Source organism: Bacillus sp. FJAT-22090 (genome assembly GCF_001278755.1).
GTDB lineage: Bacteria > Bacillota > Bacilli > Bacillales_A > Planococcaceae > Psychrobacillus.
In genome coordinates this window covers 2,575,719-2,600,244 of record NZ_CP012601.1, presented here as the reverse complement: position 1 = coordinate 2,600,244, position 24,526 = coordinate 2,575,719, and the positions used below count along the sequence as shown (strand labels likewise).

22 protein-coding genes are annotated in these 24,526 nt (G+C 36.2%); 13 read left to right on the top strand and 9 right to left on the bottom strand.

Features of this window, described 5'->3' with window-relative positions; all coding sequences use genetic code 11:
* Positions 1 to 129 precede the first annotated feature (129 nt).
* The 4 genes from AM499_RS13040 to AM499_RS13025 all read left to right on the top strand — a co-directional run bounded on the left by AM499_RS13040 (position 130) and on the right by AM499_RS13025 (position 6,726).
* Positions 130 to 1,866: an ABC transporter ATP-binding protein gene (locus AM499_RS13040; protein ID WP_053590632.1), complete on the top strand. Its 1,737-nt coding sequence runs from the start codon at positions 130 to 132 to the stop codon at positions 1,864 to 1,866.
* On the top strand, positions 1,847 to 3,670 hold the full coding sequence (locus tag AM499_RS13035; protein ID WP_197275554.1) for an ABC transporter ATP-binding protein: 1,824 nt from the start codon (positions 1,847 to 1,849) through the stop codon (positions 3,668 to 3,670). The genes AM499_RS13040 and AM499_RS13035 overlap by 20 nt, the downstream gene beginning before the upstream one ends.
* Positions 3,671 to 3,679: 9 nt before the next feature.
* Entirely contained in the window at positions 3,680 to 4,546 is an 867-nt protein-coding gene (locus AM499_RS13030; RefSeq protein ID WP_053590631.1) for a GNAT family N-acetyltransferase, read from the top strand.
* Between the two features lie 1,460 nt (positions 4,547 to 6,006).
* Positions 6,007 to 6,726 carry a glycerophosphodiester phosphodiesterase gene (locus AM499_RS13025; RefSeq protein ID WP_053592195.1) on the top strand — a complete coding sequence of 240 codons (720 nt, stop codon included), beginning with the start codon at positions 6,007 to 6,009 and terminating at the stop codon, positions 6,724 to 6,726.
* A 57-nt stretch (positions 6,727 to 6,783) separates the two neighbouring features.
* Here AM499_RS13025 and AM499_RS13020 read toward each other — a convergent pair whose 3' ends face one another.
* Entirely contained in the window at positions 6,784 to 7,608 is an 825-nt protein-coding gene (locus AM499_RS13020; RefSeq protein WP_053590630.1) for an alpha/beta fold hydrolase, read from the bottom strand.
* Between the two features lie 176 nt (positions 7,609 to 7,784).
* Here AM499_RS13020 and AM499_RS13015 point away from each other — a divergent pair, with 176 nt between their 5' ends.
* A complete protein-coding gene (locus AM499_RS13015; RefSeq protein ID WP_053590629.1) occupies positions 7,785 to 8,381 on the top strand; it encodes a TetR/AcrR family transcriptional regulator in 597 nt (198 codons plus the stop codon).
* A gap of 76 nt (positions 8,382 to 8,457) precedes the next feature.
* Here AM499_RS13015 and AM499_RS13010 read toward each other — a convergent pair whose 3' ends face one another.
* The 4 genes from AM499_RS13010 to AM499_RS12995 are packed head-to-tail and all read right to left on the bottom strand — an operon-like array spanning position 8,458 to position 12,236.
* Positions 8,458 to 9,465: a FecCD family ABC transporter permease gene (locus AM499_RS13010; protein WP_053590628.1), complete on the bottom strand. Its 1,008-nt coding sequence runs from the start codon at positions 9,463 to 9,465 to the stop codon at positions 8,458 to 8,460.
* A complete protein-coding gene (locus AM499_RS13005) occupies positions 9,462 to 10,460 on the bottom strand; it encodes a FecCD family ABC transporter permease (RefSeq protein WP_053590627.1) in 999 nt (332 codons plus the stop codon). Before AM499_RS13005 ends, AM499_RS13010 begins: the two co-directional genes overlap by 4 nt.
* Before the next feature lie 59 nt (positions 10,461 to 10,519).
* The gene (locus AM499_RS13000; RefSeq protein WP_053590626.1) at positions 10,520 to 11,440 is read right to left on the bottom strand and encodes an iron-hydroxamate ABC transporter substrate-binding protein; all 921 of its coding nucleotides are present in this window, start codon (positions 11,438 to 11,440) and stop codon (positions 10,520 to 10,522) included.
* A gap of 4 nt (positions 11,441 to 11,444) precedes the next feature.
* The gene (locus AM499_RS12995) at positions 11,445 to 12,236 is read right to left on the bottom strand and encodes an ABC transporter ATP-binding protein (protein ID WP_053590625.1); all 792 of its coding nucleotides are present in this window, start codon (positions 12,234 to 12,236) and stop codon (positions 11,445 to 11,447) included.
* Positions 12,237 to 12,358: 122 nt separating this feature from the next.
* On the opposite strand from AM499_RS12995, the gene AM499_RS12990 reads away from it, so the two are divergent.
* Positions 12,359 to 13,399, top strand: coding sequence for an NAD(P)/FAD-dependent oxidoreductase (locus AM499_RS12990; RefSeq protein ID WP_053590624.1), 1,041 nt, complete (start codon positions 12,359 to 12,361; stop codon positions 13,397 to 13,399).
* Between the two features lie 100 nt (positions 13,400 to 13,499).
* On the opposite strand, the gene AM499_RS12985 is transcribed toward AM499_RS12990, so the two are convergent.
* Positions 13,500 to 14,522, bottom strand: a complete 1,023-nt coding sequence (locus tag AM499_RS12985; protein ID WP_053590623.1) for a DUF2804 domain-containing protein — start codon at positions 14,520 to 14,522, stop codon at positions 13,500 to 13,502.
* 145 nt (positions 14,523 to 14,667) lie between these two features.
* Between AM499_RS12985 and AM499_RS12980 the strand changes: the two genes are divergently transcribed.
* The gene (locus tag AM499_RS12980; protein ID WP_053590622.1) at positions 14,668 to 15,156 is read left to right on the top strand and encodes an amidase domain-containing protein; all 489 of its coding nucleotides are present in this window, start codon (positions 14,668 to 14,670) and stop codon (positions 15,154 to 15,156) included.
* Between the two features lie 48 nt (positions 15,157 to 15,204).
* Here AM499_RS12980 and AM499_RS12975 read toward each other — a convergent pair whose 3' ends face one another.
* Positions 15,205 to 16,056 carry a DegV family protein gene (locus AM499_RS12975; protein ID WP_053590621.1) on the bottom strand — a complete coding sequence of 284 codons (852 nt, stop codon included), beginning with the start codon at positions 16,054 to 16,056 and terminating at the stop codon, positions 15,205 to 15,207.
* Positions 16,057 to 16,160: 104 nt separating this feature from the next.
* The gene (locus tag AM499_RS12970; RefSeq protein ID WP_053590620.1) at positions 16,161 to 16,733 is read right to left on the bottom strand and encodes a glycerol-3-phosphate acyltransferase; all 573 of its coding nucleotides are present in this window, start codon (positions 16,731 to 16,733) and stop codon (positions 16,161 to 16,163) included.
* A gap of 49 nt (positions 16,734 to 16,782) precedes the next feature.
* On the opposite strand from AM499_RS12970, the gene AM499_RS12965 reads away from it, so the two are divergent.
* Together AM499_RS12965 and AM499_RS12960 are read left to right on the top strand one after the other, a co-directional pair.
* Positions 16,783 to 18,600 (top strand): sensor domain-containing diguanylate cyclase, encoded by a 1,818-nt coding sequence (locus AM499_RS12965; protein WP_053590619.1) that lies wholly within the window; start codon positions 16,783 to 16,785, stop codon positions 18,598 to 18,600.
* An 84-nt stretch (positions 18,601 to 18,684) separates the two neighbouring features.
* Complete coding sequence (locus AM499_RS12960) at positions 18,685 to 19,263, top strand: nitroreductase family protein (RefSeq protein ID WP_053590618.1); 579 nt, start codon at positions 18,685 to 18,687, stop codon at positions 19,261 to 19,263.
* 454 nt (positions 19,264 to 19,717) lie between these two features.
* Here AM499_RS12960 and AM499_RS12955 read toward each other — a convergent pair whose 3' ends face one another.
* Complete coding sequence (locus AM499_RS12955) at positions 19,718 to 21,133, bottom strand: dipeptidase (RefSeq protein WP_053590617.1); 1,416 nt, start codon at positions 21,131 to 21,133, stop codon at positions 19,718 to 19,720.
* A gap of 113 nt (positions 21,134 to 21,246) precedes the next feature.
* Here AM499_RS12955 and AM499_RS12950 point away from each other — a divergent pair, with 113 nt between their 5' ends.
* The 4 genes from AM499_RS12950 (at position 21,247) to AM499_RS12930 (ending at position 24,495) form a co-directional block, all read left to right on the top strand.
* Positions 21,247 to 22,521: a hemolysin family protein gene (locus AM499_RS12950; protein ID WP_331457242.1), complete on the top strand. Its 1,275-nt coding sequence runs from the start codon at positions 21,247 to 21,249 to the stop codon at positions 22,519 to 22,521.
* Positions 22,522 to 22,642: 121 nt separating this feature from the next.
* Entirely contained in the window at positions 22,643 to 23,191 is a 549-nt protein-coding gene (locus tag AM499_RS12945) for an RNA polymerase sigma factor (protein WP_053590616.1), read from the top strand.
* Positions 23,192 to 23,590: 399 nt separating this feature from the next.
* Positions 23,591 to 24,238: a hypothetical protein gene (locus tag AM499_RS12935; protein ID WP_053590614.1), complete on the top strand. Its 648-nt coding sequence runs from the start codon at positions 23,591 to 23,593 to the stop codon at positions 24,236 to 24,238.
* A 74-nt stretch (positions 24,239 to 24,312) separates the two neighbouring features.
* Entirely contained in the window at positions 24,313 to 24,495 is a 183-nt protein-coding gene (locus AM499_RS12930; RefSeq protein ID WP_053590613.1) for a hypothetical protein, read from the top strand.
* Positions 24,496 to 24,526: the final 31 nt, after the last annotated feature.

Genomic DNA, 24,526 nt, shown 5'->3' with positions numbered 1-24,526 from the left:
ATAATGAGAATAATCTGAGATGACTTGAATTTTAAGTCATCTTTTTCTATCTGTTCTTGATTGATTATGGCATAATAGGTCATACCGATAATTAATTCGTGTAACGAAGAATCTAGGGGTGTATGAAACATGAAGACAGTTTTATCTTATTTATCTCCATATAAATGGCTTGTAGCTACTGCTTTGTTCTTTATGCTGACTGAACTATCCGTAGAGCTAATTCAACCATTATTAATAGCAACTATTATTGATGATGGAATATTAGCAAGAGATCAACACAAAATCATTTTTTGGGGAAGCATTATGCTTGCTCTGTCTTTCATTGCATTTTTGGCAGGGATTATTAATACATACATCGCTTCTCATGCAGTGCAAAGCTATGGATATGACATCCGGCAAGCGCTATTTAAAAAGATTCAATCGTTTACGATGGCAACCTTTTTAAAATTTCCTACTTCCAGTTTAATTACACGATTAACAACAGATGTGACCATTACGCAAAACTTAATCTTTATGGGACTTCGCATCATGTTAAGAGCTCCCTTACTTGTTATTGGAAGTATTATTATGTCCTTTGTAGTTCATCCTTATTTAGCGCTATATTTAGTAATTGGTGCTCCTTTTCTAGTCGTGTTCTTATATTGGATGAGTAGAAGGGGATTAAAGCTTTTTGGAAAAGTGCAAAGAAGTGTAGACCGTGTGACTAGTAAAATCCAAGAGAATTTGCAGGCAGTACGTTTAATAAAGGCATATTTACGTGGTAATTTCGAAGCCACTCGATTTGCCAAAGTAGCAGATAGTCTCAAAATAGATAATATAACTGCCTTTCGCATAATGGAGTTAATCTTACCAGTCCTTCTGTTTGTGATGAATGTAAGTTTAATGGCAGTTCTATGGTTTGGTGCAAAGGAAATACAAGTTGGAAATGCCCAGATGGGTGAAGTGGTTGCGATTGTGAACTATGCAACGCGTATGACTGGTGCTTTTTCCATGTTTGCCTTTATCATCATTTTCTTCTCGCGTGCTAAGGCATCGTCCGAGCGTATGGAAGAAGTGTTATTAGTGAAGGAAGGAATAGAAGAAATTGAGACAGATACTCCTGATTCTCTCCCTGGAATAGGGGAAATTGAATTTAATCATGTATCATTTCACTATCCTACAACAGATGTTCCAGTTTTAAAGGATGTATCTTTTACTGTCAGACCTGGCTCAAAACTAGCAATTATGGGGGCAACCGGTTCTGGAAAGTCAACTCTGTTAAATTTAATTCCCCGCTTTTTTGATGTGTCAAAAGGAGAAATTTTAATTAATGGAGTAGATGTAAAGGAATGGCCATTAAAGGAGCTTCGCCAGGTAATAGGACTTGTCCCACAGCAATCGATTTTATTTACCGGGAGTATTGAAGAAAATTTAGGTTGGGGAGACTCTACAGCAACGGAGGAGTTATTAAGAGAGGCGGCAAAGCAAGCACAAATTCATCATTCGATTGAGCAATTCCCCGATCAATATGATACGAGAGTTGGTCAAAAGGGAGTGAATCTTTCTGGGGGACAAAAGCAAAGACTTTCGATTGCACGTGCTTTAGTTCGAAAACCAGAAATTCTATTGTTAGATGATAGCACAAGTGCATTAGACGTATCGACAGAAAATGCTTTATGGGAAGCATTAGAGGATGAAAAAGCCACTATGCTAGTGATTACTCAAAAAATTAGGACTGCTAAAGGTGCAGACCAAATACTATTACTAGAAGAGGGAAAAGTTTCAGCATATGGTTCCCATGATGAGTTGATGGAGAGCTCATCTTTATATAGAGAAATTGCAGAATCACAGCAGGAGGGAGACAATTATGTTGAACTTCATTCGTAAGCCTTTTGGTTATGAACCTATAGTAACTAAGGAAGATTTGAACAAAAGCAATAAGAAGAAAGTAGAGAAAGCATCCGACTGGAAAGGTGTACTCTCACGTATATGGAAATTAGTTGATGAACAGCGATTCTTATTAATAATCGTGCTTGTATTGGTAGTTGCAAGCTCCGCTTTAGCATTACTAGGACCTTATTTGATTGGTGTCATAATAGATGAATACTTAACTAAAAGTAATTTTGCAGGTCTCGCAAAGATAATTGGAATTCTTGTCATTGTATATGTTTTTTTATCGATCACGATGTACTTGCAAAGTTATTGGATGATTGGAATCTCACAACAAACGATTTATCGAATGCGAACTGGCCTATTTAATAAGCTACAAAAATTACCGGTATCATTTTTTGACAGAAGACAGCATGGCGAGCTAATGAGCCGAATGACAAATGATATTGAAAATGTGAGCCAGACGTTGAATTCTTCCTTCATCCAGGTGTTTTCAAGTATATTAACATTAGTAGGCACAGCCGCGGTCATGCTTTTATTAAGCCCTTTACTTACAGTAATCACTTTAACAATTGTTCCATTTATGTATTTTGCAATGAGATGGATTACGAGACGAACATCTAAATTGTTTAAAGAGCAGCAGCAAGCGGTCGGCGAATTAAATGGAATGATTGAAGAGACTATTTCTGGTCAACGAATCGTCAAGGCATTCTCACAAGAAAGTCGTATGCTAGAAGAATTTTCAGTGAAAAGCGATCGATTGAAAAGAACTGGATTTTGGGCACTTACATACTCGGGTTTTATTCCAAAAGTGATGAACCTATTAAATAATGTAAGCTTTACACTTGTAGCCGCAGCGGGTGGTGTCTTAGCATATTATAATTATGTGACGATTGGTGAAATTGTTATCTTTACGGAGTATGCTCGTCAATTTACTCGTCCTTTAAATGATTTAGCCAATCAATTTAATACGGTTCTTTCCGCTATTGCTGGGGCGGAACGTGTTTTTACGATTATGGATGAACCGGAAGAATTAGATGCTGCTGTTGATAATAAGGACTATAAACTAATAGGAAATGTCACTTTCGAGGATGTAACGTTTCGATACACCCAAGAGGAAGAAAAACCAACTATTCAGCATGTGTCTTTCCATGTAGAAGCAGGGAAAACTGCTGCCTTAGTTGGTGCAACTGGTGCTGGTAAAACTACTATAATGCAGCTTCTAGCACGTTTTTATGAAGTGAATGATGGGCGGATATTGATTGATGGGATTCCTATGAACCAATTACCTAGACATACATTACGTAGCCAAACAGCATTTGTATTACAGGATCCTTTCCTTTTTGAGATGTCGGTAAAAGAAAATATTCGGTACGGCAAATTAAATGCAACAGATGAAGAAGTAATAAATGCAGCAAAAGAAGCTAATGCACATGACTTTGTTATGAAGCTGCCAAATGGATATGATACGATATTAACGGCCGATGGTGGAGAGATTAGCCAGGGACAAAAACAACTATTATCGATCGCACGAGCATTAGTAGCGGATCCGGCCTTACTTTTATTAGACGAAGCAACTTCTAGTATTGACACAGTCACGGAACTAAAGATCCAAGAAGCGCTCGAGCGGTTAATGGAAGGTAGAACGAGCTTTGTTATTGCCCATCGATTAAATACAGTTAGAAAAGCTGACCTTGTATTCGTAATGGAAGGTGGAGAGCTAGTAGAAGCTGGAGGTCAAGAAGATCTATTAAAACAAAAAGGTCGCTATTACAATATGTTGACCAATGCAAAAATTTAAGGAGGAAATATGCATATTTCTTTTATGACTGTTTCAATACCATTAGATGTTGATACGATGCTAGAAATAAAAGCATTGATACAAGAAGCATCTATGAAAGATAAAGAAAACTATACTTCTTTGTTAAGTATAGATGAACTGACGGATTATCATTTAAAAGGTTTTTGCGTGTTAGCATACGATGACGAATCAGATAGGTTAATTGGGTTAGCAACTGCTATAGATCGCATCGCTACATCGGATTTCGAGTGGAGTGCACTAGTTTTACCGAGCATCCGTCGTAAAGGAATTGGGGATCAACTTGTAAAGGAACTGATAAGAAACTTAGAGCTTAGAGGAGCAGAGACCGATTTAGCAATAACTCCAGAAACTGCAGAAGCAGGTCAACTTTTGCTAACGAAGCTTGGGTACACCCGTGACTTTTCGGAGAGAACGATGGGAGCAACTGCAGAAATAACTTCCGTTTCAAATGATATTAAAATTATTCCCTACAAGGAAGAAGAATCCGCAGTAATAGAAGTGTTAGTAAGTGCTTTTGGAGACACCGAAGAGGAAGCTAGAGAACTAATTGCATTTAATACAGTCACGCCAAATCGTCAACTCATCGTAGCATTAATGGATAATGACGTTGTAGGTACTGTTTCTTTAGTAGATGATTCTAACAAGTTATGGGTAACCGGACTAGCTGTTCATGAAAGAGCACGGGGTCTAGGGGTAGCAACTGCACTATTAAACTGGTCTAAAAACGAAGCATATCTCTTAGGAAAAACATTCGTATATTTAGACGTAGAAACAGATAATGAAGCTGCATTATCTATCTATACTAAAGCAGGATTTCAAACAATCCAGCATACTCATTTTTATAGAAAAGGATGATCCCAATTGGGTCATCCTTTTTTTAAAGAGTAGGAAAGAATATTAATTTAGTAACTAGTTTACCTTCCATTTGACGAGGAGCAATTAGCTTTCCTTTCTTACGCTGAGGACACTGAAAAAGTCCTCAACCGACAAGTTGTTCACATTCTCAATATTTATTTTGGACCCGTTAATTTCCGTTCCAGGCGGACGCTTTCCGCCGGCATGGCTTCAGCCTCTTCCCTCGCTACGCTCAGTCCAGGGTCTTCAGCTCATGCACCTGACGCTTCGCTTTCGGTGCAGAAAACATTTGCTATTCCGGCTGGAGTCGCCGCCATCCACTACAATTAACTATTATCCGCTTTTCAATTTAGGAAATCATCATGCCATTAAAAGAGCATGTTTTTATCATGTGAATTTTCAATTAGTATTTATAGAAAATCGTTGAAAAAGGCGACACTCCTGCTGGAATAGCGTTGGCCGAAGACCCCGCAGCGCAGCGAGGAGGCTAAGGCAACGCCCGCGGAAAGGGAGCCGTTTCAACGATTTTCTTATTTATCTGACGACATTTTTTAGTAAAGTCAAATTCTATAGATTTTTTCAGTGTCATGCTACGATCCTGCAGAGATAACACTAAACAAAGTATCGATAAGGTTTGAGGTATAAATCAGTCACTAATAAATATCCTAAAGAAGGGAATTACTATCATGTTGAATATAGAAAAATAGTAAGCACTCACCTAATAGAGGAGAACGATATCGACCGAAACGGCATCTTCGGGAGCTTACAATATAAATAGGCAGCATCTATTCTCTTATTTTCAAAACCAGTCTCCAAATGTTGCACGAGGGCGACGGACAGAAGATAGCGATAAGATTACCGAAAAAAGAAGGGGTGGTCGTGACGACAGTCACGACCACCCTTTCAAAATAATTCTACGGTAATAATGGTGCCAAAGTCTGTCCATAGCACTCCGGAAACAATTCGAAAACAGGTGGCTATTAAAGTGTGTTACAAGCGCCTTTCTTAAAAACAGAAGTCGAATTGGAGGTAAGCAAAGCAACCAATCCCCTTACGAAAGCTACCAAAAATATATTGGAAAGCCACTAGATTAACAAACTCTAAACATAACATTCACATCTCTTTCATAAACTATCTATATGATGAATGATGAAGACATCGTTCAATCGAAAAGGAGAGATACATATTGGGTTTAAACGAACGCAATGTAACATTGAGAATTTCGAATAAACGATTAAAATCTTTACCTTTCACTCACTTGAGACAAATGGTTCAAACAAGTCTACAATGGACTATTCTTAAAAAAGCACGACCACCTAAGCTAAAATATATTCCTATCCCACCGAGGGATTAATGTATATGGCGTCATTTCCTTTTGGAGATGGCGTTTTTATTATTAGGTTCTAACTGTGTATAATAGGAAGTATATAAAAGGAAGAATATTGATGGGAGGTCTTCACTTGAAAGTGTATGCACACAGGGGTTCGGCAGGGACACATCCAGAAAATACGATTGCTTCGTTCAAAGCAGCTGCAGCTCTTCCAGTACATGGGGTAGAATTTGATGTTCATATGACAAAGGATGGGGAGCTAGTTGTCATTCATGATGAGACAATTGACCGTACATCTAACGGAAAAGGCTTCGTCAAGGACATGACACTAGCAGAGCTGAAAAAGTATGATTTTGGTAAGAGTTTTTCTTCTAAATTTAAGGGAGAACAAATTCCGACACTTAGAGAAGTATTATATGTATTTAAAGATACACATCATCATATAAATATTGAATTGAAATCAGATGTTTTCCCATATGAGGGGATGGAACGAAAGGTTCTGGAAATGTTGAAGGATTATCGATTAGAGGATCGTGTTGTAATCTCGTCTTTCAATCATGAAATGGTCAGAATTTTTAAGAAGTTGGCTCCTCAAATAGAAACGGCCATTTTATTTATGGAAGTAATGATCGCTCCACATGATTATGCGCGTATAGTTGGAGCTGATGCGCTTCATGCCTTTTTCCCGACTGCGCTAAGACCGATGGGAATAGAAGCGGTTGCTAGCGGAAGAAAGCTTCGTGTTTTCACAGTGAATGAAGAAGCATATGCAGATATGCTTAGAGCTGTCAAAGTGGACGCGATTTTTACAGATTACCCAGAAAAAATGTATAATTATTTGAATAAATAAAGTTAGAATGGACTGCGGCATAAAGCAGTCCATTATTTATGTTTATGGGAATTACAGTTATACGCTTTTTAAATGTTTTGTGAGAATAGCTATAAATTCGATTGGGGCTTCCAAAGGGGTGAAATGACCTGCCCCTGGAATGATGTAATAATTAGCATGGTGTAACTCTTCATCTTTTAACTTCCGACCATATTCCGGGAGTATATAAGTATCGTGCTCGCCGAAAATGATAGAAACCGGCATTGATAGAAATTCTGCTAAACGTCCACGATAAATTTCTAGTTTATCCATATCACCCGAACGGTATAATTCTAGAGCGATTTTAATTCTTGTTGGATCTGAAAATAGTTTATAAAAATCCTCCACAATTGCTTGAGAAAGATTTGGAATTGATTTTTTTATAAAACCCTCAAATACTGATTTATTTTTTAGATATTCAATAAATTGCTCTCCACCACCAAGAGAACGCATAATTAATGCGTCTTTATGCCAAACAAAATCAGGACTATAAGTAGCATCTGCAATGATTAAACTTTGAACACGTTCAGGATTGCTACATGCCCATCTTGTTCCTATAAGGCTTCCCCAGTCATGGGTGACAAGATGAAATTGTTCTAGAGAAAGCTCTTCTGAAAAGTCGCTTATAAATTCCATATATCTCTCCCAGGTAGAAGGTTCATTAAAAGCTTCGCTTTGACCAAAGCCAGGTAAATCTGGGGCAATCGCTCTGTAACCAGCCTTCTGTACAGACGTGACTATTTCTCCCCAAAGCAATGAAGATTCCGGGAAACCATGTAAAAAAAGTACAGCAGGGGCATTTATCAAACCATCATCCAAAAAGTACACTTCTCTGCCTCGAATTGTTAAGCATTTCTTTTGCATAAACAAATCCTCTCTCTATTTTAGTACCGACCGGTCTGTTTTAATTTAACATATCGCAAACTAGACTGCAAGACAATTTTTAATTACACGAAAATTTACATATTTATTGATTGTTATTCTAAACGTAGTATAATGTTTTGAGACCAAACGGTACTTTTTTATGGGAGGTATGATGAATGCGAAAGGGACAAATTACAAAAGAACATATAATCCGCGAGTCGGCCGGTTTATTTAATACAAAAGGATATACAGGCGCTTCTCTTTCAGAGATTATAGAGCGTTGTGGTATAAGAAAAGGTGGCATTTATAATCACTTTGAAAACAAGGATGAAATAGCTCTGGCGGCTTTTGATTATTCATTTTCGCAAATTCTGTCTTTCCTTTCCAAAGCACTAGAGAATGCAAGTAATTCTAAAGAAAGTTTGTTAGCAATTTGCAACGTCTATATCGATCTCGTTGAAAACGACTCTTTGGAAGGAGGATGTCCGATATTAAATACAGCCATTGAAAGCGACGATGGACACCCTTTCCTTAAAGAGAAGGCTCAGCAAGCGATGAAAACTTTTATCGGAAAATTAACTATGATTATTGAAAAAGGGATAGAGAATAAAGAATTTAGAGAAGATATAAATACTGAAGAGGCATCTACTTATATTATTGCAGTGATAGAAGGTGGTGTAATGCTAAGCAAGCTATTTGATGATAGCAAATACATTAGACACTGCTCAAGTAATATAATTCAATTTATTGATCATCAAATGTTAAATATATAAAACAGGACGAGAGAATTTTTAGACAATAAAGTAAAAACACGAGCGGCTACAGCCGTTCGTGTTTTTTTCTTCCAAATTATTCCTTCCATAACAAATACATGAAATATGGAGCACCTATGAGGGCGACCATGACTCCTGCTGGAATTCCATTTGGTTCAATAATATTTCGACCAATTGTATCTGCAAAGAGTAAAAGCCAACCGCCTATTAAAAGCGCTATTGGTACGAATAATTGATGTCTAGGACCAACCAATGACTTAGCTATGTGTGGCGCCATTAAACCTATAAAAGCAATACCTCCAGTAACAGAAACAGCAGAGGCTGCCAAAGCGACAGCTGCCAATAACAGAACAATACGTTCCTTTTCTATGGAGACGCCAACACCGACCGCTACAGGCTCACTTAACCCTAAAAGGTTTAACTTATTGGCTTTATAAAGAGTGAAGGGGATTAAAATAATTAACCATGGTAAGAGGGCAAAAATAAATGGCCAATCAGCCCCCCAAATGTTACCGGCTATCCATTTTGAGATAAAATCTACCTTTTGGCTCTCGGCAGAGGAGATAAGCACAATCATTAAACCAGATAATGCCATGGAAAAACCTACTCCGGTAAGAACTAATCTTACTGGTTGCAAACCTTCTTTGCGATTATAAGATAAAAGGTAAATAAAACCTGCACTAAGTAATGCTCCAATAAACCCAACAGCAGGTAGTAAATAAACAAAAGAACCTGGTTCTATGGGAAAGAATAAGAAAAATAAAGAGATTGCTACTCCTGCCCCTGAGTTTATGCCAATAATACCTGGGTCTGATAAATCATTTCGTGTAATTCCTTGTAAGATTGCTCCAGAAAGTGCTAATGCCATCCCGGCAAGAATTGTTATAATAATTCTTGGTAATCGTATAGAAAATAATACAAATTCTTCTTTGAATGTCCCATTCCCTAAGATAGTCTGTACAAGACGATCAAATGATAAAGAAGAGTACCCAAGTCCAGCACTAATAAAAGCTGTAAATAAAAGTAGAGTAAGTAAACTAAACAGAATTATACGTTGTTTTTTTATTAGTTCAGATTGAATCATCGGAATTTGCCTCCTCCTTTACGGACTATTATTAAGAAGAAAGGTAATCCCATTATTGCAATAATTGCAGCAACAGGTGTTTCATAAGGGATATTTATTGTTCGGCCTAACGTGTCCGCTATCAACATGAGAATGCCTCCTACAACAATGGACATAGGAATTATGTAACGGTAATCGGTGCCAACAACAGCGCGTACAATATGAGGAACCATTAATCCCACAAACGCCATATTACCGACAATTGCAACTGAAGCACCGGCTAGTAAAATAACGGCAATGAATAAGATAATCTTTATTTGAACAGTTTTTTGTCCGAGTCCAACTGCAACCTCTTCATTGAGACTTAAAATAGTAAGTTGTCTAGAGAGTAGTAGGGCAATTAAAATGCCTACACCAATAAAAGGACTTATGATTGCAAGTTGTTTCCAAGAGGTACCGATTAAACCTCCTGCTGTCCACATCGAAACATCCTTTGAAATTTTAAAGTAAATTCCAACACCATCTGCGATTGCGTATAGAAAAGCGGAAACTGCCGCACCTGCAAGAACGATTCGAAATGGAGAAAAACCGCCTTTTTTTACAGCACCGAGACTAAAAACCATTAATGCACCAATAGCAGCGCCTATAAAACATGCAATTGTTATCCCTAAATAGTTGGTAACAGGTAACAGAGCGATTGTAATAGCCAGTGCTGCGTTGGCTCCCGAAGTTAATCCTAATAAACTAGGATCAGCAAGAGGGTTACGGGTGATACCTTGCATAATGGCTCCAGAAACAGCAAGAGCAGCACCTACAATTATTGCCGCAACTTCCCGAGGTAAACGAATTTCTCGAAGAATATTAATTTCATCGCTCTTCATATTTGTAAAAATAGCACTCCACACATCTTGCATTGTTGTTTCTGCTGCACCAAACACCACAGAAATGATAAACATAGTCAGAAGCATGGCCAACCCTATGAAAAACTTTATACCAAACTGAACAGAAGTTTTCATACTACTTATCCTTTCTCATGAAAGAGGGAGGAATCCATTACTAGGATCCTCCGTCATTATTACTTACTGCTTATGAAGTGGTCTTTAAAGAATTCAAGTTGGAAATCTAATGAGATTGGATCATTAAAATAAAATTCCTTTGCATTTGCTTCAAAAACCCGATTATTTTTCACAGCAGGGATATTTTTGTATACATCTGTTTCTTGGAAAGAGTTGTCTTGATCTGCTGTTTTACTAAAAATGACATAGTCTCCACTGAATTCAGGTAATACTTCTAAAGATAAAGCATAGTATCCAGCTTCTAATGCCATTTCCTTTACTTTCTCGGGCATTTTTAAGCCCATCTCTTGATAAAGCACTTCCGTTCCACGACCCCAGTTGTCACCAAATACATATAGTTGTTTATCGAAATTCTCAATTACTGAAACGGTTGCATCTTCACCAATTACTCCTTTTATTTCATCCCCAGTTGATTTAGCGCGTTCTTTAAAATCATTGATCCAATCCTGTGCTTCTTTTTCTTTGTTTAATAGTTTTCCAATTTCTAAATGCTGTGTTAAGTAATCTACTTTTCCATAAGTGAATGTTACAGTTGGTGCAATTTCTTTTAATTTATCTAAATTTTTAGCGGTTGAAAGACCGATGATTAAGTCCGGATTTAGTTCTATAATTTTCTCAAGATTTTCCTCTGATACTTCCTCCACATCTGCTAAATAGCTTTCGTATCTAGGGTTTTCTTTAGACCAAGAATCTACTCCTACTAAATTAACTCCAAGCGCTGCAACATTCCCGGCGAATGAAGAAACAACAACAACTCTTTTCGGATCAGCGGGAACTTCTATTGGACCTTCTTCAGATTGATAAGTAATAGTAGTAGGCTCTTCTTTTTCTTCACTTGCTTTTGTTTCTGTTGGTTCGCTATTACATGCCCCTAATACGAAGGCGGTCAAAAATAAAATAGATAATAATAATTTTTTCATGTTCTTATTCTCCTCTGAGTAAATTGTATGTAATGCACATAGGTTTGCTAGTTCGTGGATCAATACCAATTTCAGCATCAATTTGGAACACATTTTGTAATACTTTTTCTGTAATCACTTCATTGCAGCTTCCTGCCTTAACAATTTGCCCTGCTTTTAAAGCGATTATGTAGTCCGCAAATCGAGCAGCTTGATTGAGATCGTGTAATACCATGACAATAGTTCGTTTTTCTTCTTTGTTCAGCTTTTGTAAAAGCTCAAGGACCTCTAACTGGTGGGCCATGTCCAAATAGGTGGTAGGTTCATCTAAGAAAATAATTTCTGTTTCTTGAGCTAGCGCCATTGCTATCCAAACTCGTTGGCGTTGACCTCCAGATAAAGCATCAACGGGGTAGTGCTTAAATTCACTTGTACCTGTAACTCTTAGTGCCCAATCGATTACCTCGAAATCCTTTTTGGAAAGACGTCCAAATCCTGTCTGATAGGGAAATCGACCATACGAAACGAGCTCACCAACAGTTAGTCCAGCAGCGCTTTCAGGTGTTTGAGGTAAAATGGCCAACTTCTTTGCTAGATTCTTCGTGTTTTCTTTTGAAACGCTTTTTCCATCTAAGACGATTGCTCCAGACTGGTGCGAAATAATACGAGTAATAGCTTTTAGAAGAGTAGATTTACCGCATCCATTCGGCCCAATAATAGTTGTAATTTTTTGGTCGGGTATTTCAACAGATAATTCTTTCACAATTAATCGATCGCCATAACCAATAGACAAATCATCTGTATATAGACGAACCATATGTTAACCTCCAAACTAAAGATTGCTTTTATAATTGATAACGATTATCATTATCATATATGCAACTATATGTAACTTTATGAACGATGTCAACAATAATTTTTAGTGAGGGACGGGATCGAATGGATAATATTTTTGATGTAACGATTATTGGGGGAGGTCCAGCAGGACTTTATTCTGCTTTCTACAGTGGGTTGCGAGAGATGAAAACAAAGATTATCGAATATCAGCCTCATTTAGGAGGGAAGATACATGTTTATCCAGAGAAGATGATTTGGGATGTTGGAGGACAAACGCCAATTTCGGGAGAAAAGCTAATTGGTCAATTGGTGCAGCAAGGACTAACGTTTAATCCAGAGGTCGTATTAAATGAAAAGGTAGAATCGATTTCTCGTGAAGAAAATGGATTATTTGTTTTGCATACTACATCTGGGCAGCAGCATTTCTCTAAAACCATTATTATTGCAGTTGGAAGTGGAATACTCAATCCTATTAAACTAGAGATTGAAGGGGCAGAAAGATATGAAGTGAGTAATTTAAATTACACGGTGAAGTCTCGACAAAGATTTAAAAATAAAACGGTTGTCATTTCAGGTGGAGGAAATGCAGCGATAGATTGGGCAAATGAATTAGAGCCAATTGCTAAAAAAGTTTATGTTACTTATCGAAAAGATGCGTTGAATGGTCATGAGGCACAAATAAGTCAACTTCTTGAGAGCTCCGTAACGTGTTTTTTTAATACAACTATATCAAAGCTAATAGCTAACGATAATCATGACGTAATTGAGCGCGTTGCTTTAACAAATCATGAAACTGGAGAGGTTACGTATTTAACTATTGATGAAGTGGTCATCAATCATGGGTATGAACAAGATGCAGATTTATTGAAGAATAGTAACGTAGATATTGACATTGCAGAGAATTTTTATGTTGCTGGAAATAGTTTAAGTGAGTCTTCTGTTGAAGGTGTTTTTGCGGCTGGGGACATTCTTCATCATCCTGGTAAACTACATTTAATTGCAGGAACTTTCCATGATGCTGCTAATGCAGTCAATTGTGCAAAACAATATATTCAACCAGATGCAAGTAAAATTGCAATGGTTTCCTCTCATAACGAAGTATTTAAGGAGAGAAATAAAGAATTGATTAAACAACTGATTTAAGGAAAAGGGTTATTCCAACTAACTATCCATTGTCAACACAGCCAAAAAACACTGCTTCCTGAGTAGACAATGCCTCAGGAAACAGCGTTTCATATAATTATTACCATTTGGCCTTGTGCTCTTCAATACAACCGAGCAATTCCCGAATATTCAGAGTTGGTCCGTTTTCGAGTTGGATTTTCCCATTATAATAACCTGTCATTTGATGGACTTCGGAGGAAATTAGCTTTGCATCAGTTTTAGCAATACGGTGGGAGAATGGGGTGAAGGTTAAATTCACTTCATTGGAAAATTTAGTTTTAATCGTCCAAGGTTGCATGAAATCATGTGGGTTATAAGAAAACAATAAATCTTCATGTATTTTTGTCATCTTCCCATCTACAAAAATAGCGTTTTCCGTCATCCCTGTACCATCGGTCCATTTACCGCCAAAGTTTAACCCGATTCTTTTTAGACCTACACGTTGGGATGCAAATCCCCAGTTCCAAGTGGCCTCTCGTGGCCAAACTCCTCTTCCATAGTCAAGCACCGAGAAATTATCCTCTCCTTGAAAAGAATAACGAGCCTCACCAATTTTCACAAAACCATTTGTAGGTAATAGATGATGCTTTGCCGTAAATTGAAATTGTTTACGACTCCATGGAATTACAACATTTAATGATTCATCTTCTACAGGATGTGAAATATGTAAGTCAGCATGCAAGAGATCTCCATCAAAGTTAGGGATAGTCACAGTCATATGTGTCTCATTCTGTATATATAAAAGCTGGATGGACATTTCTTTTGAATGTAATTGAACAGTTTCTAGAATTTGTGTTGGCATTTTTACTTTATTTCCTAAAGGAATGGTTACCGTTTTCTCCACAAATCGTTGCGTTTCGTAATTTAAAAAGTAAACAAAGCAAACTGCTGCGTAATCTAAATGACTAATTGTTGCAGAAAAGAGAATTTCATCCCCGAACACGCACCAATAATTCCACTTCTTTTTCCGCATATAGTGACCCTTTAGATTGCTTTCAATAATTGGTTTTTTAGCATATCCAATTGCCTTTGGATTCAAATTCCCCTTATCATCGCAAAGCAGGGTAGGTACAGTAATTTCTTTCTCTGCATGTTGTGGCATCAGCCATCTTCCTTTCTAAAACCGAGCTTTAGTCCACTTTTTCTACTCAGTTTCTATTTGTTTGCTTAAAAAAAGGATTCATTGAATCAATACTAGCATATATTTTCATTGAAATCATATAAACAAAGTATAGGGAGGTTGAAAATTGGTTAAGTATGATCGTGATGCAGCTGTGGCATATGCACAAAAGTGGTGGAATAGTTATAATCCGAAATTTCCAAAATTTGATGTGGATTGTACAAATTACATTTCACAATGTTTATTTGCGGGAGGTGCCCCGATGAGAGGACAGCCAAATAGAGAGAGAGGCTGGTGGTTAAGTAGTAATTCATGGAGTTTGAGTTGGAGTACCCCACATTCGTTACGTTGGTACTTAGCAGGATCTACAAAGGGATTACAGGCAACACAAGTAAATTCACCTTCAAAACTTGTTCCGGGTGATTTAATTTTTTATGATTTTCAAGGGGACGGCAGATACGATCATTCTACTATAGTTACGAGTATTCAAAATGGAATGCCATATGTTAACGCTCATACGAATAACAGTCGAAATAGGTATTGGAATTATGCAGATTCCTATGCGCATACTTCAAAAACTAGTTATATTTTCTTCCACGTTAAAGACAATTTTTAATCATAACAAAGGAGGGTGACCAGGATGGATTGGTGACCCTCTGTTTTGTTAGGAAGCGTACCAAAGTACAGCAAGTGTTTCTTCTCCAGCATGCACAGCAAGTGAAGTACTTATTTCTCCAATAGTGATCTGTAGGTTAGGTACTTGCATCTGAATGGCATCTTTTAAGCTCTCTGCCTGCTCCAAAGCATTAGCATGCATAATATAAACTATTTCTGCTCCTTCTGTTTGTACGGATTCCACTACTTTATTTATCAAATACTGTATTGCTTTTTTATGAGAACGAACCTTATCTAATTCTTGAAGCTCGCCTTTATTGTTAATTTGTATAACAGGTTTTATTTTCAAAAGATTACCAAGATAAAACTGGACACTACTTAGTCTTCCACTTTTGTAAAGGCGAGTTAAATTACCTATTAGAATATAATTTCGAAACTTAGTAGCATATGTTCTTAATTGGATGGCTATTTCTTCAAAGGATAATCCTTGTTCTTGTAAAAGTAGTCCTTTATCCACAAGACCAGTAATCCCAGCAGATAATGAAAGGGAATCAACACATTCCACATTTACTTTCGCTATTTGAGCACCACTCATCGAGGCTGAAATTGTTCCACTTAATTTGTTGGTAACGTGGATTGCTATGATAGACTCATAGTCCTTGTCTAATTTTGAATATAGCTCAGCAAACTGGCCAGCGGACGGTTGAGATGTCTTTATGGACTCCGTTTCTATACGAAGTCGGTCGTATAATTGTGCTGAAGTTAAGTCAACACCATCTATAAATTCCTGTTGACCGAAATGGATATTAAGCGGGATCACATAAACGTCTGGATGGTTTTTTAATGTTTCACTTACATACGCACTACTATCTACAACCCATGCTATTTTTTTCTTCGTCATTTTAAACATCCTATTCAATATATTATTTAAATGATAATAATTATAGCATACAGATTAATAGTATACTTAGAACTTCATGGAAGATTGTTATAATTTTAATAACATTAAATAGTCTTTTTCCACCATCTTTCATTCCATGACTCGATCATGTCAAATCGATGGCGTATCAAGATAATAAAAATAGCTATGGAAAGTGGCCAAGCATCTTGAAAAGCTGGGTACAACAAACAAATGCAAGCATATGCAAAAAAGGCCACAATCATGCTCAAAGTTGCACTTCGAAGAATTAATATTAATAAAAGAAAAAGTAACGCAAATATTCCAAATAATAGTGTATTATAAGTAAGAGCGACACCAATGAATGTAGCTATACCCTTACCACCTTTAAATTTTAACCAAAATGGAAAAAGATGACCTAATATAACAAATAATCCTCCGATTGCAATGTATTCATAGGAAAATTGAAAATAAAAACCAATACAGATAACGAAAACACCCTTAAAGGCATCACCTAAAAAAGTAACTAAAAATGCTGATTTTCCAAGAACTGCACCAGCATTTCTTGCACCTAGGTTACCACTTCGAAGTGTTCGTAAATCAGTTTTTTTCCATTTTCCTACCCACCAAGCGGTTAGGAAGGTGCCGACTATATAACAAATAATCCAATACAGATACATTACATCACCTCAATTAGGTTTGATTGTGAAAGTAGAAAGGCTGCAAAGTATGAAAAAATGCTTTTTACTATTACTGATTCCTTTTTTATTTATATTATCATCTTGTTCAAATGAGACAGTTCCTCCTGTTACTGCACAAAACGGGAAGTTAAACTTGACGATTGAAGATTTTGCAAGTTCTGGCCCAGTTCAATTAAATGGGGAATGGAAGTTTTTTTGGCAAGAATTGCTTTCTGAAAATGAAATTAAAAAGAGATTAATAGAAAGAGATTATGCCAACCTCTTGGTACCATCCGATTGGGCGAATACATTGGGTACATCTCTGGGTTACGGTACATACTATTTAAAGGTTACTATACCTGAAGAAAAAGTAGGGAACACGCTTGCACTTACAACTACAAATCAAAACACCTCTTACACATTATTAGTAAACGGAGTAAGAGTAGCATCAAATGGGTTTGTAGGAACTAGTGCTGAAACGAGTGAACCCGAATATTCCAACCAACTAGTTTATTTTACACCAAGAAATAGGGAATTAAATATTGTTTTACATGTCGCTAATTTTGACCATCCAGTAGGAGGAGCCACGAAGCCTATATTTTTAGGGACATCTGAACAAATTTCTAAAACTAATAGTACGACGCTTGCGTATACAATGTTTTCTATTGGTGCCATTTTAGTAATGGGAATATATGAACTTATTATCTTCTTCTTTAGAAGAAAAGAGATTGTCTTTTTTTACTTTGGTTTAATTAGTATCCTTATTTCCATCTATACAATGGTGAAATCACCTTTTTATTTAAATAAAATTTTTCCTTCCATGGAATGGATATGGGTATATCGAATTGAAATTATTTGTATATATCTTTTATTCCTATTCTATTTACTTTTTATAAAAGCGATGTATCCGAAGGAAATGAAAAAAATACCAACTCTTATTGGAATTATCATAGCATTCTGTTCAATAATTTTTACCTTAATTGAGCAACCATTGGTGTTCAGACCATTATTAGATTTTATATTTAAAATCATAATACTTTATGTACTTTATGGTTTATATGTTCTTATTGTGGCGTACAAAAGAAAACGTCCGACTGCTCGCGTCAATTTAATAGCTAATCTTGTTTACTTTATAACTGTACTCAATGATGTGTTACTTACTCTTAATTGGATTGTTTCTATACCACTATCTACAAGTGGATTCTTTTTATATGTTTTAATTCAGTCATTTAACTTAAGTAAAGACTATGCAAGAAAATTTGAAGAAGCAGAAAGATTATCTAGTGATTTACAAGTTCTGAATTCCTCTTTAGATGAGAAAATAAAAGCGAGAACAGAGGAATTGAAGCAAAAAAACGATGAATTAAAACGATTGACATTAATTGATGGGTTAACAGGAATCTATAATCGTAGATACTTTGATGAATATATGAGTAAATATTTTGAGGAATCATTTAAGAATAATAGTCCGTTATCCATTTTAATGATCGATGTTGATAACTTTAAAGTGTATAACGATAATTATGGGCATGTAGCAGGAGATGAATTATTAATTAAAAGCTCTCAGCTAATAAAAGAGATGTGTCCCGAAGATACGTTTGTTGCAAGATATGGTGGCGAAGAATTTGCTGTTGTTTTAACAAACTCATCTAAACAAAATGCTTTAAATTTTGCAGAGGGTATCCGCTTATTGATCGAGGAGCAGAAATTTAGTCTTGGTAAAGACAATAGTTATATAACTATAAGTATTGGAGCATCATCTACCGAGCAGCATGCTTTTAAAAAGAAGGACGAACTAATTGATCGTGCAGATAAAGCACTTTACCAATCAAAGAAAAATGGGAAAAATCGAGTCACACTGCTTTAAGGAAGACAAGGCTTTTATTGTAATGCCATAATTGGTATGATAATAATAATCATTCATGTTTATTAAAAGGGAGTTTTTCAAAAAATGATGAATCAATCATTAAGTATTCGCGACGCCATTATACAGCGACGTTCTATCAAGTTATATAATGGACAGCCAGTAGAGCGAGAAGTATTATTATCTATTTTAGAAGATGCTCTATGGGCACCAAATCATCAGCTAAGACAACCATGGAGATTTGTTGTTGCTTGCGGAAAAGAACTAGTAGATTTATATGATGTATTAAAAGAATTTGGATTACCAAAGTGGAAAGAGCTTTCAGAAGAAGATTTAGAGAAACAAATGAAAAAATATACATTAGCTGGCGGTTATGTATTTGTTATCGTACCTGAAGATGCACGCCAAAAGGAAAGACTGGAAGACTATGCGGCAGCTAGTATGCTTGTACAAAATGTGCAATTACTAGCTTGGGACCGAGGCATCGGATCGTGCTGGAAAACACCTGGATTTCTAGACAACCCTAAATTCCGCGAAGCACTTGGAATAAAAGATGGTGAACGAATCATTAGCATGCTACAGGTCGGTTACTTTGATGAAATGCCTAAGCCAAGACCACGAAAGAGTATAGAAGAGTTCGTTACAGTATTTGAAAAACAAGCGTAATAATAAGATGGCTATCTCACTTCGAGATAGCTTTTTTATTTACTTTGAAGTGAAATTCAGTGGAACTGAGAAATTGCGAAAGGGCAGTTATTTCATTTAAGTAAGCAACTATTTATTCGGTATTTTTACTTGGCATTATTTTACTTATAATGTTGCGAAATGTCTAAACGAGACCAATTCAGAGGGAAGCGAGACCAATCGAAGTGTAACCGAGACCAAATTGCTTTCAACCGAGACCAATTCTACGATATACGAGACCATTTCTCATAGAAACAAGATGACTTATTAATTAAGAAACAAAAGTAGAGTTTATTTCTTTATCATTTGTTATATAGCTTATTAACTCAAAAAATTTCTCTGCATCATCTGGTGTTATTTCTCGTATATTCAAATAAACCATTCTTTGTGAAAAAAACACATGGATTTTATAAACCCATGTGTTTTAGAAGAATTATTATTTTTTTAAGTTTTCTTTAGAAAGCTCTGCTAGTTCGTAATAGTAGTCACCGATTACACGTAAGCCTTGGTCGAAGTTTTCTAGATGGAAATGCTCGTTTGGAGCATGGAAATTTTCAGTAGATAGACCAAAGCCCATTAATACTACTGGTAATCCTAGAATTTCATCAAATGCTGCAACTATCGGGATAGAACCTCCACCACGAGTGTATGCTGTAGGTACTTTATATACCTTTTCATAGCTGCGACCAGCTGCTTGGATTGCAGGGTGATCGAATGGAGTGATAAATGGTTTTCCTTTGTCAAATTCAGTTAGTGTTACTGTGACACCAGCTGGTTTATTTTTCTCGATATGAGCTTTTAGTTTAGCAACGATTTCGTCTGGATCTTGGTCTGGTACTAAACGACAAGTGATTTTTGCTCCTGCTTCACTTGGTAAGACTGTTTTTATGCCTTCTCCAGAGAATCCCCCGAATACACCATTGATTTCTAAAGTAGGGCGGACCCACACGCGTTCTAAATGAGAGTATCCTTTTTCGCCAAAAAGTTCATCTACACCTACTTCTTTTTTCAGTTCTTCTTCATCAAAACCAAGTGCCTTGTATGCTTCTCTTTCTTCCTCTAGAAGAGGGCGGACATTTTCGTAGAATCCTTCCACTTCGATTGTACCTTCTGCATCTCGGAATGAATCTAAAATAGAAACTAGTGCATGAATAGAATTTTGAACTCCACCACCATAAAGTCCAGAGTGAAGATCACCTTTTGCACCTTTAACATCAATTTGTACGCCACAAAGCCCGCGTAAGCCGTAGCAAACTGCCGGTTGACCAGGACCTTGCATACCAGTATCTGAAATGACAATCACATCAGCAGCAAGTTTTTCTTTATTGTTTTCAATGTACTCTTCTAAATTAGGGCTACCGACTTCTTCTTCGCCTTCTATTAAAAATTTTACATTAACAGGTAGTGATCCTTCTGTTTGAAGAAGAGCTTCTACTGCCTTTACATGCATAAATACTTGTCCTTTGTCATCACTAGCGCCACGAGCGTACAATTTATTGTCTCTGACTTGTGGTTCAAATGGTTCTGATTCCCAAAGGTTTAAGGGATCAACAGGCTGCACATCATAATGACCATAAACTAGGATAGTTGGTTTACCTTCAGCGTGTAACCAATCTGCATAAACAACAGGATGACCACTTGTTTTATCAATAACGACATTTTCTAATCCTGCGTTAGTAAAGGAATCCGCTAACCACTGTGCACCTTTTTGCATATCCTCTTTGTGCTCTGATAAAGAAGATATGCTTGGTATGCGCAAGAATTGCTTTAGTTCTTCTAAATGTGCTTCTCTTTTTTCTGTAAAGTAACTATCTAAAACTGAAAATTGGCTCACTAAAACCCCTCTTTTCATAAAATTTCGTGAATAGAAATAGTATAGCATAAGATTTGTGACAACTAAAATCACAGTATGCTATAGTTATAAAGAAATACTGTTCGACTTAATCATTTTAGGAGGAAACACACTTGTACATAGAATTTGTACTATTAGGTTTTGCACTGCTTGTTTCATTTTTTTTATCAGGAAGTGAAACAGCTTTAACGACAGTTAATAGGACGAAGGTTCGGTTACGAGCTGAACAAGGGGAGAGGGCAGCAGAGAAACTACTTGTTCTTTTATCGAAACCGGACCGAATGATCATAACAATTTTAGTTGGAAACACGATTGCAAACATAGCGGCAACCGTTTTGTTAATCCTGATAGCAGAGAATTACCAATGGAATATTGCTTGGTCAGTTGTCACTTTAACGGTTTTAATAATACTGTTTGCTGAAGTTTTACCAAAAACAATTGCTGGTACTTTTTCAGAATCAATTGTTTACATAATTGCTCCTTTTATACGCCTTCTAGTTCAACTGCTAAGACCAATAACGTTTTTAATAGCGGGACTAATCAATATGATTATTCGTATTGGTTCTAAAGGGGCTGTAAGGGAAACAACCATTTCAAAAGAAGAATTATTAAATATGGTAGATATAGCTTCTACAAATGGGACATTCGAAGAAGAAGAATCAGAACGTTTAAAAGGTATACTCGATTTTCCGAATAAAGATGTATCGGACGTTTTATCAACCCACCGAACGGAAGTGGTTGCAATTCCTTTACAAGCCACATATGAAGAAGTACGAGATACGATATTAGAACACTTTTATACACGATATCCTGTATACGACGAGGATATGGATACAATAGTGGGAATGTTTTATTCGAAGAAGCTGATTGAATGGTCGATGGTTCCATCTACAAGTTTAGAGGAAATAATTGATAAAGAGCCATTATTTGTAGTTCAGACATTGAGTGTCGAAAGAGTCTTTAAACTGATGTTGACGCACAAAAAGCATATGGCGATTGTATTGGATGAATATGGTGGAACACTTGGAATTGTGACACATGAAGACTTATTAGAGGAAATGATTGGGCAGGAAATTGAAGACGAAACCGATCATGATGAAGAAATATTAGTGCACGAAATGACTGAGAATCAATTAATCTGCGCAGGACGTTTGGAAATAGAAGAAGTGAATCAAATGTTTAATATTAACATCATTAATGAAAATGATACAATCGGTGGTTTTATCCTAGATCAGCTAGGGCATGTTCCGGAAGAAAATGAACAGTTTACATATGAAAATCTTCTTTTCGAGGTAAACGAAATGGATCGGAGCCGTATTGCTAAATTAACGATTATTAAAAAAGAAGTTATAACTGAAGCGATAGAAGCAGAAACGCAAGAGAGTTAATTACTCCTTGCGTTTTTTATTCTTACACGTTTGTAATAGAGTTGAAAGAGAATCCGATGGAGTGAAAGGTTGATATTTGGCATTATAAAGGTATCAACAAAAGCTGAGCGGAGGAATAACCATGCAAGTCAAATTAGAAAATGTTTATGAAGAATATAACCGTTACATATACTACTTATGTTTAAAATTAACTAAAAATCAAATAGATGCGGAAGATCTAATGCAAGAAGTTTGGATGAAGGTCGTACGTTACGAATCTTATATGAAAGAGGTTGACCATTTAAAAGCGTGGTTAACAACTATTTGTATGAATACGTTCCGTGATCGTTATCGTAAACAAGTGCGACGTAGCAAATATATTGCAAACCAACCCGAACAATTGGATGTTTCTATTCTAGATTTAATCGCTTCCGATGTATTATCAGTAGAGGAGCAACTGGAGAAAGAGGACGTAGGTGAAATCATTCGTTCTAAAGTTGCCGAATTAGATGGTATCTATCAAAAAACTGTCTTATACTTTTATGTTCACCAGTATTCGTTGATTGAAATTGCTGAAGTGATGAAGGTTTCAATTGGTACGGTAAAATCACGACTATTTAGAGCGAAACAACGCTTGAAAGAATTAATTATGAATGATGATATAGCAAAAGAATCATTAGTTTTAGCATAATAAAGAGGAGAGTCTCCAGTGATGGGGGCTTTTTTTGCTTTACTTAATATATTGGACGCTCTCAGTACGAATTGGTTCCCATTGTCCATTTTTTTTATTACAAATAGCGTTCAATTCTTAGGACCTAGGAATGGACAGGCTCACAAAACAATGCTCCGACAACTCAGCTTCACCAGAAGTATAGAAGGGTGGGTAAAGATTCTTTTGCAAATAGCGAGGGACCAATTGAAGTGTCGGACGATGATTTTCCGCTCAGTGAATAAAAAAACAAAGGTGTAATGTGGAGAAGGGTATTTAGGAACATTAATAATCTATTAAATAGATAGAGGTAAAATAATAAAAAAGATATAATATCAAAGATACTATAATCGAAAAAAATCTTTGTAGGAGTGTTTTACGATGTATTCATCAAACGCAACAGAAAAACTCAAAATGATAATAGTGAAGTCTTGGGAAATATTTATAAGTCAATTTACTAACGGTAGGTTAATTGTCTCTAAAGAAGCGCCTTTTCAGCATAATTTTGGCAACATATTGCGGCAAGTTGGAGATTTACATTGTTTCTCTCGTACAGAGCAATTTTATGTAGATTTAGAAGTAAGAGAAATTAATATTAATGGAAGAAATAAGTATATTGATATTACATGTAACCTACTTGAAAATGGGGTAATTATCTCAAAATCAGCAATTGAACTGAAATTTAAAAAGAAGTCACAAGGTGCAGACGATGAGGCTAGGATTGATGCATACTCTGACATACAATCACTTGAAGGGTGTTTAAACGCGGGTTATGATCTAGCTTATTTTTTTATGATAACTGATAATGGTTCTTACACAAAAGAATCAAAAAAATTAGACAGTACAGCATATAGCTTTTCAATGTGTAACAATTATATAACTAAATCCAATTTTGAATTAATACCCAAGTTAAAAAGTCGAGCAAGTGTAAAAATAAATTTTAATAATCAACATAAATTTGTTTGGAAACAAGTAAATGAATATTATTTTTTAATGTTACCTATAGAAGTCAAATATCAGAAAAGATAGGTGTGATATTTTTATTGGAGTTAATAACCAACTAGGTTGATCTGTGTTGAAAGATAGAAATAATAGGAACTCAATTGTTTCAGTTAGATATTGATTTAGATTATTGGTTTGCTAGAGGTAAAATGCCTATCAATGGTACTGGTGCAGATGATTTTGGGGTAATAGCTTCGGTTGGAAATATCCAGGTATATCATGATCAGAAACACAAGACAAAATATATAAGCTCGAGAGATTGCAGTACCAAATTGCTCGAATGAAGTATATAAAGAATACATTTGCTCATATTCG

Coding starts and splice junctions, on each gene's coding strand:
- AM499_RS13040 (WP_053590632.1), top strand. CDS start 130: ATGAAGACAGTTTTATCTTATTTATCTCCATATAAATGGCTTGTAGCT.
- AM499_RS13035 (WP_197275554.1), top strand. CDS start 1,847: ATGTTGAACTTCATTCGTAAGCCTTTTGGTTATGAACCTATAGTAACT.
- AM499_RS13030 (WP_053590631.1), top strand. CDS start 3,680: ATGCATATTTCTTTTATGACTGTTTCAATACCATTAGATGTTGATACG.
- AM499_RS13020 (WP_053590630.1), bottom strand. CDS start 7,608: ATGCAAAAGAAATGCTTAACAATTCGAGGCAGAGAAGTGTACTTTTTG.
- AM499_RS13015 (WP_053590629.1), top strand. CDS start 7,785: ATGCGAAAGGGACAAATTACAAAAGAACATATAATCCGCGAGTCGGCC.
- AM499_RS13010 (WP_053590628.1), bottom strand. CDS start 9,465: ATGATTCAATCTGAACTAATAAAAAAACAACGTATAATTCTGTTTAGT.
- AM499_RS13005 (WP_053590627.1), bottom strand. CDS start 10,460: ATGAAAACTTCTGTTCAGTTTGGTATAAAGTTTTTCATAGGGTTGGCC.
- AM499_RS13000 (WP_053590626.1), bottom strand. CDS start 11,440: ATGAAAAAATTATTATTATCTATTTTATTTTTGACCGCCTTCGTATTA.
- AM499_RS12995 (WP_053590625.1), bottom strand. CDS start 12,236: ATGGTTCGTCTATATACAGATGATTTGTCTATTGGTTATGGCGATCGA.
- AM499_RS12990 (WP_053590624.1), top strand. CDS start 12,359: ATGGATAATATTTTTGATGTAACGATTATTGGGGGAGGTCCAGCAGGA.
- AM499_RS12985 (WP_053590623.1), bottom strand. CDS start 14,522: ATGCCACAACATGCAGAGAAAGAAATTACTGTACCTACCCTGCTTTGC.
- AM499_RS12975 (WP_053590621.1), bottom strand. CDS start 16,056: ATGACGAAGAAAAAAATAGCATGGGTTGTAGATAGTAGTGCGTATGTA.
- AM499_RS12970 (WP_053590620.1), bottom strand. CDS start 16,733: ATGTATCTGTATTGGATTATTTGTTATATAGTCGGCACCTTCCTAACC.
- AM499_RS12965 (WP_053590619.1), top strand. CDS start 16,783: ATGAAAAAATGCTTTTTACTATTACTGATTCCTTTTTTATTTATATTA.
- AM499_RS12960 (WP_053590618.1), top strand. CDS start 18,685: ATGATGAATCAATCATTAAGTATTCGCGACGCCATTATACAGCGACGT.
- AM499_RS12955 (WP_053590617.1), bottom strand. CDS start 21,133: ATGAAAAGAGGGGTTTTAGTGAGCCAATTTTCAGTTTTAGATAGTTAC.
- AM499_RS12945 (WP_053590616.1), top strand. CDS start 22,643: ATGCAAGTCAAATTAGAAAATGTTTATGAAGAATATAACCGTTACATA.
- AM499_RS12935 (WP_053590614.1), top strand. CDS start 23,591: ATGTATTCATCAAACGCAACAGAAAAACTCAAAATGATAATAGTGAAG.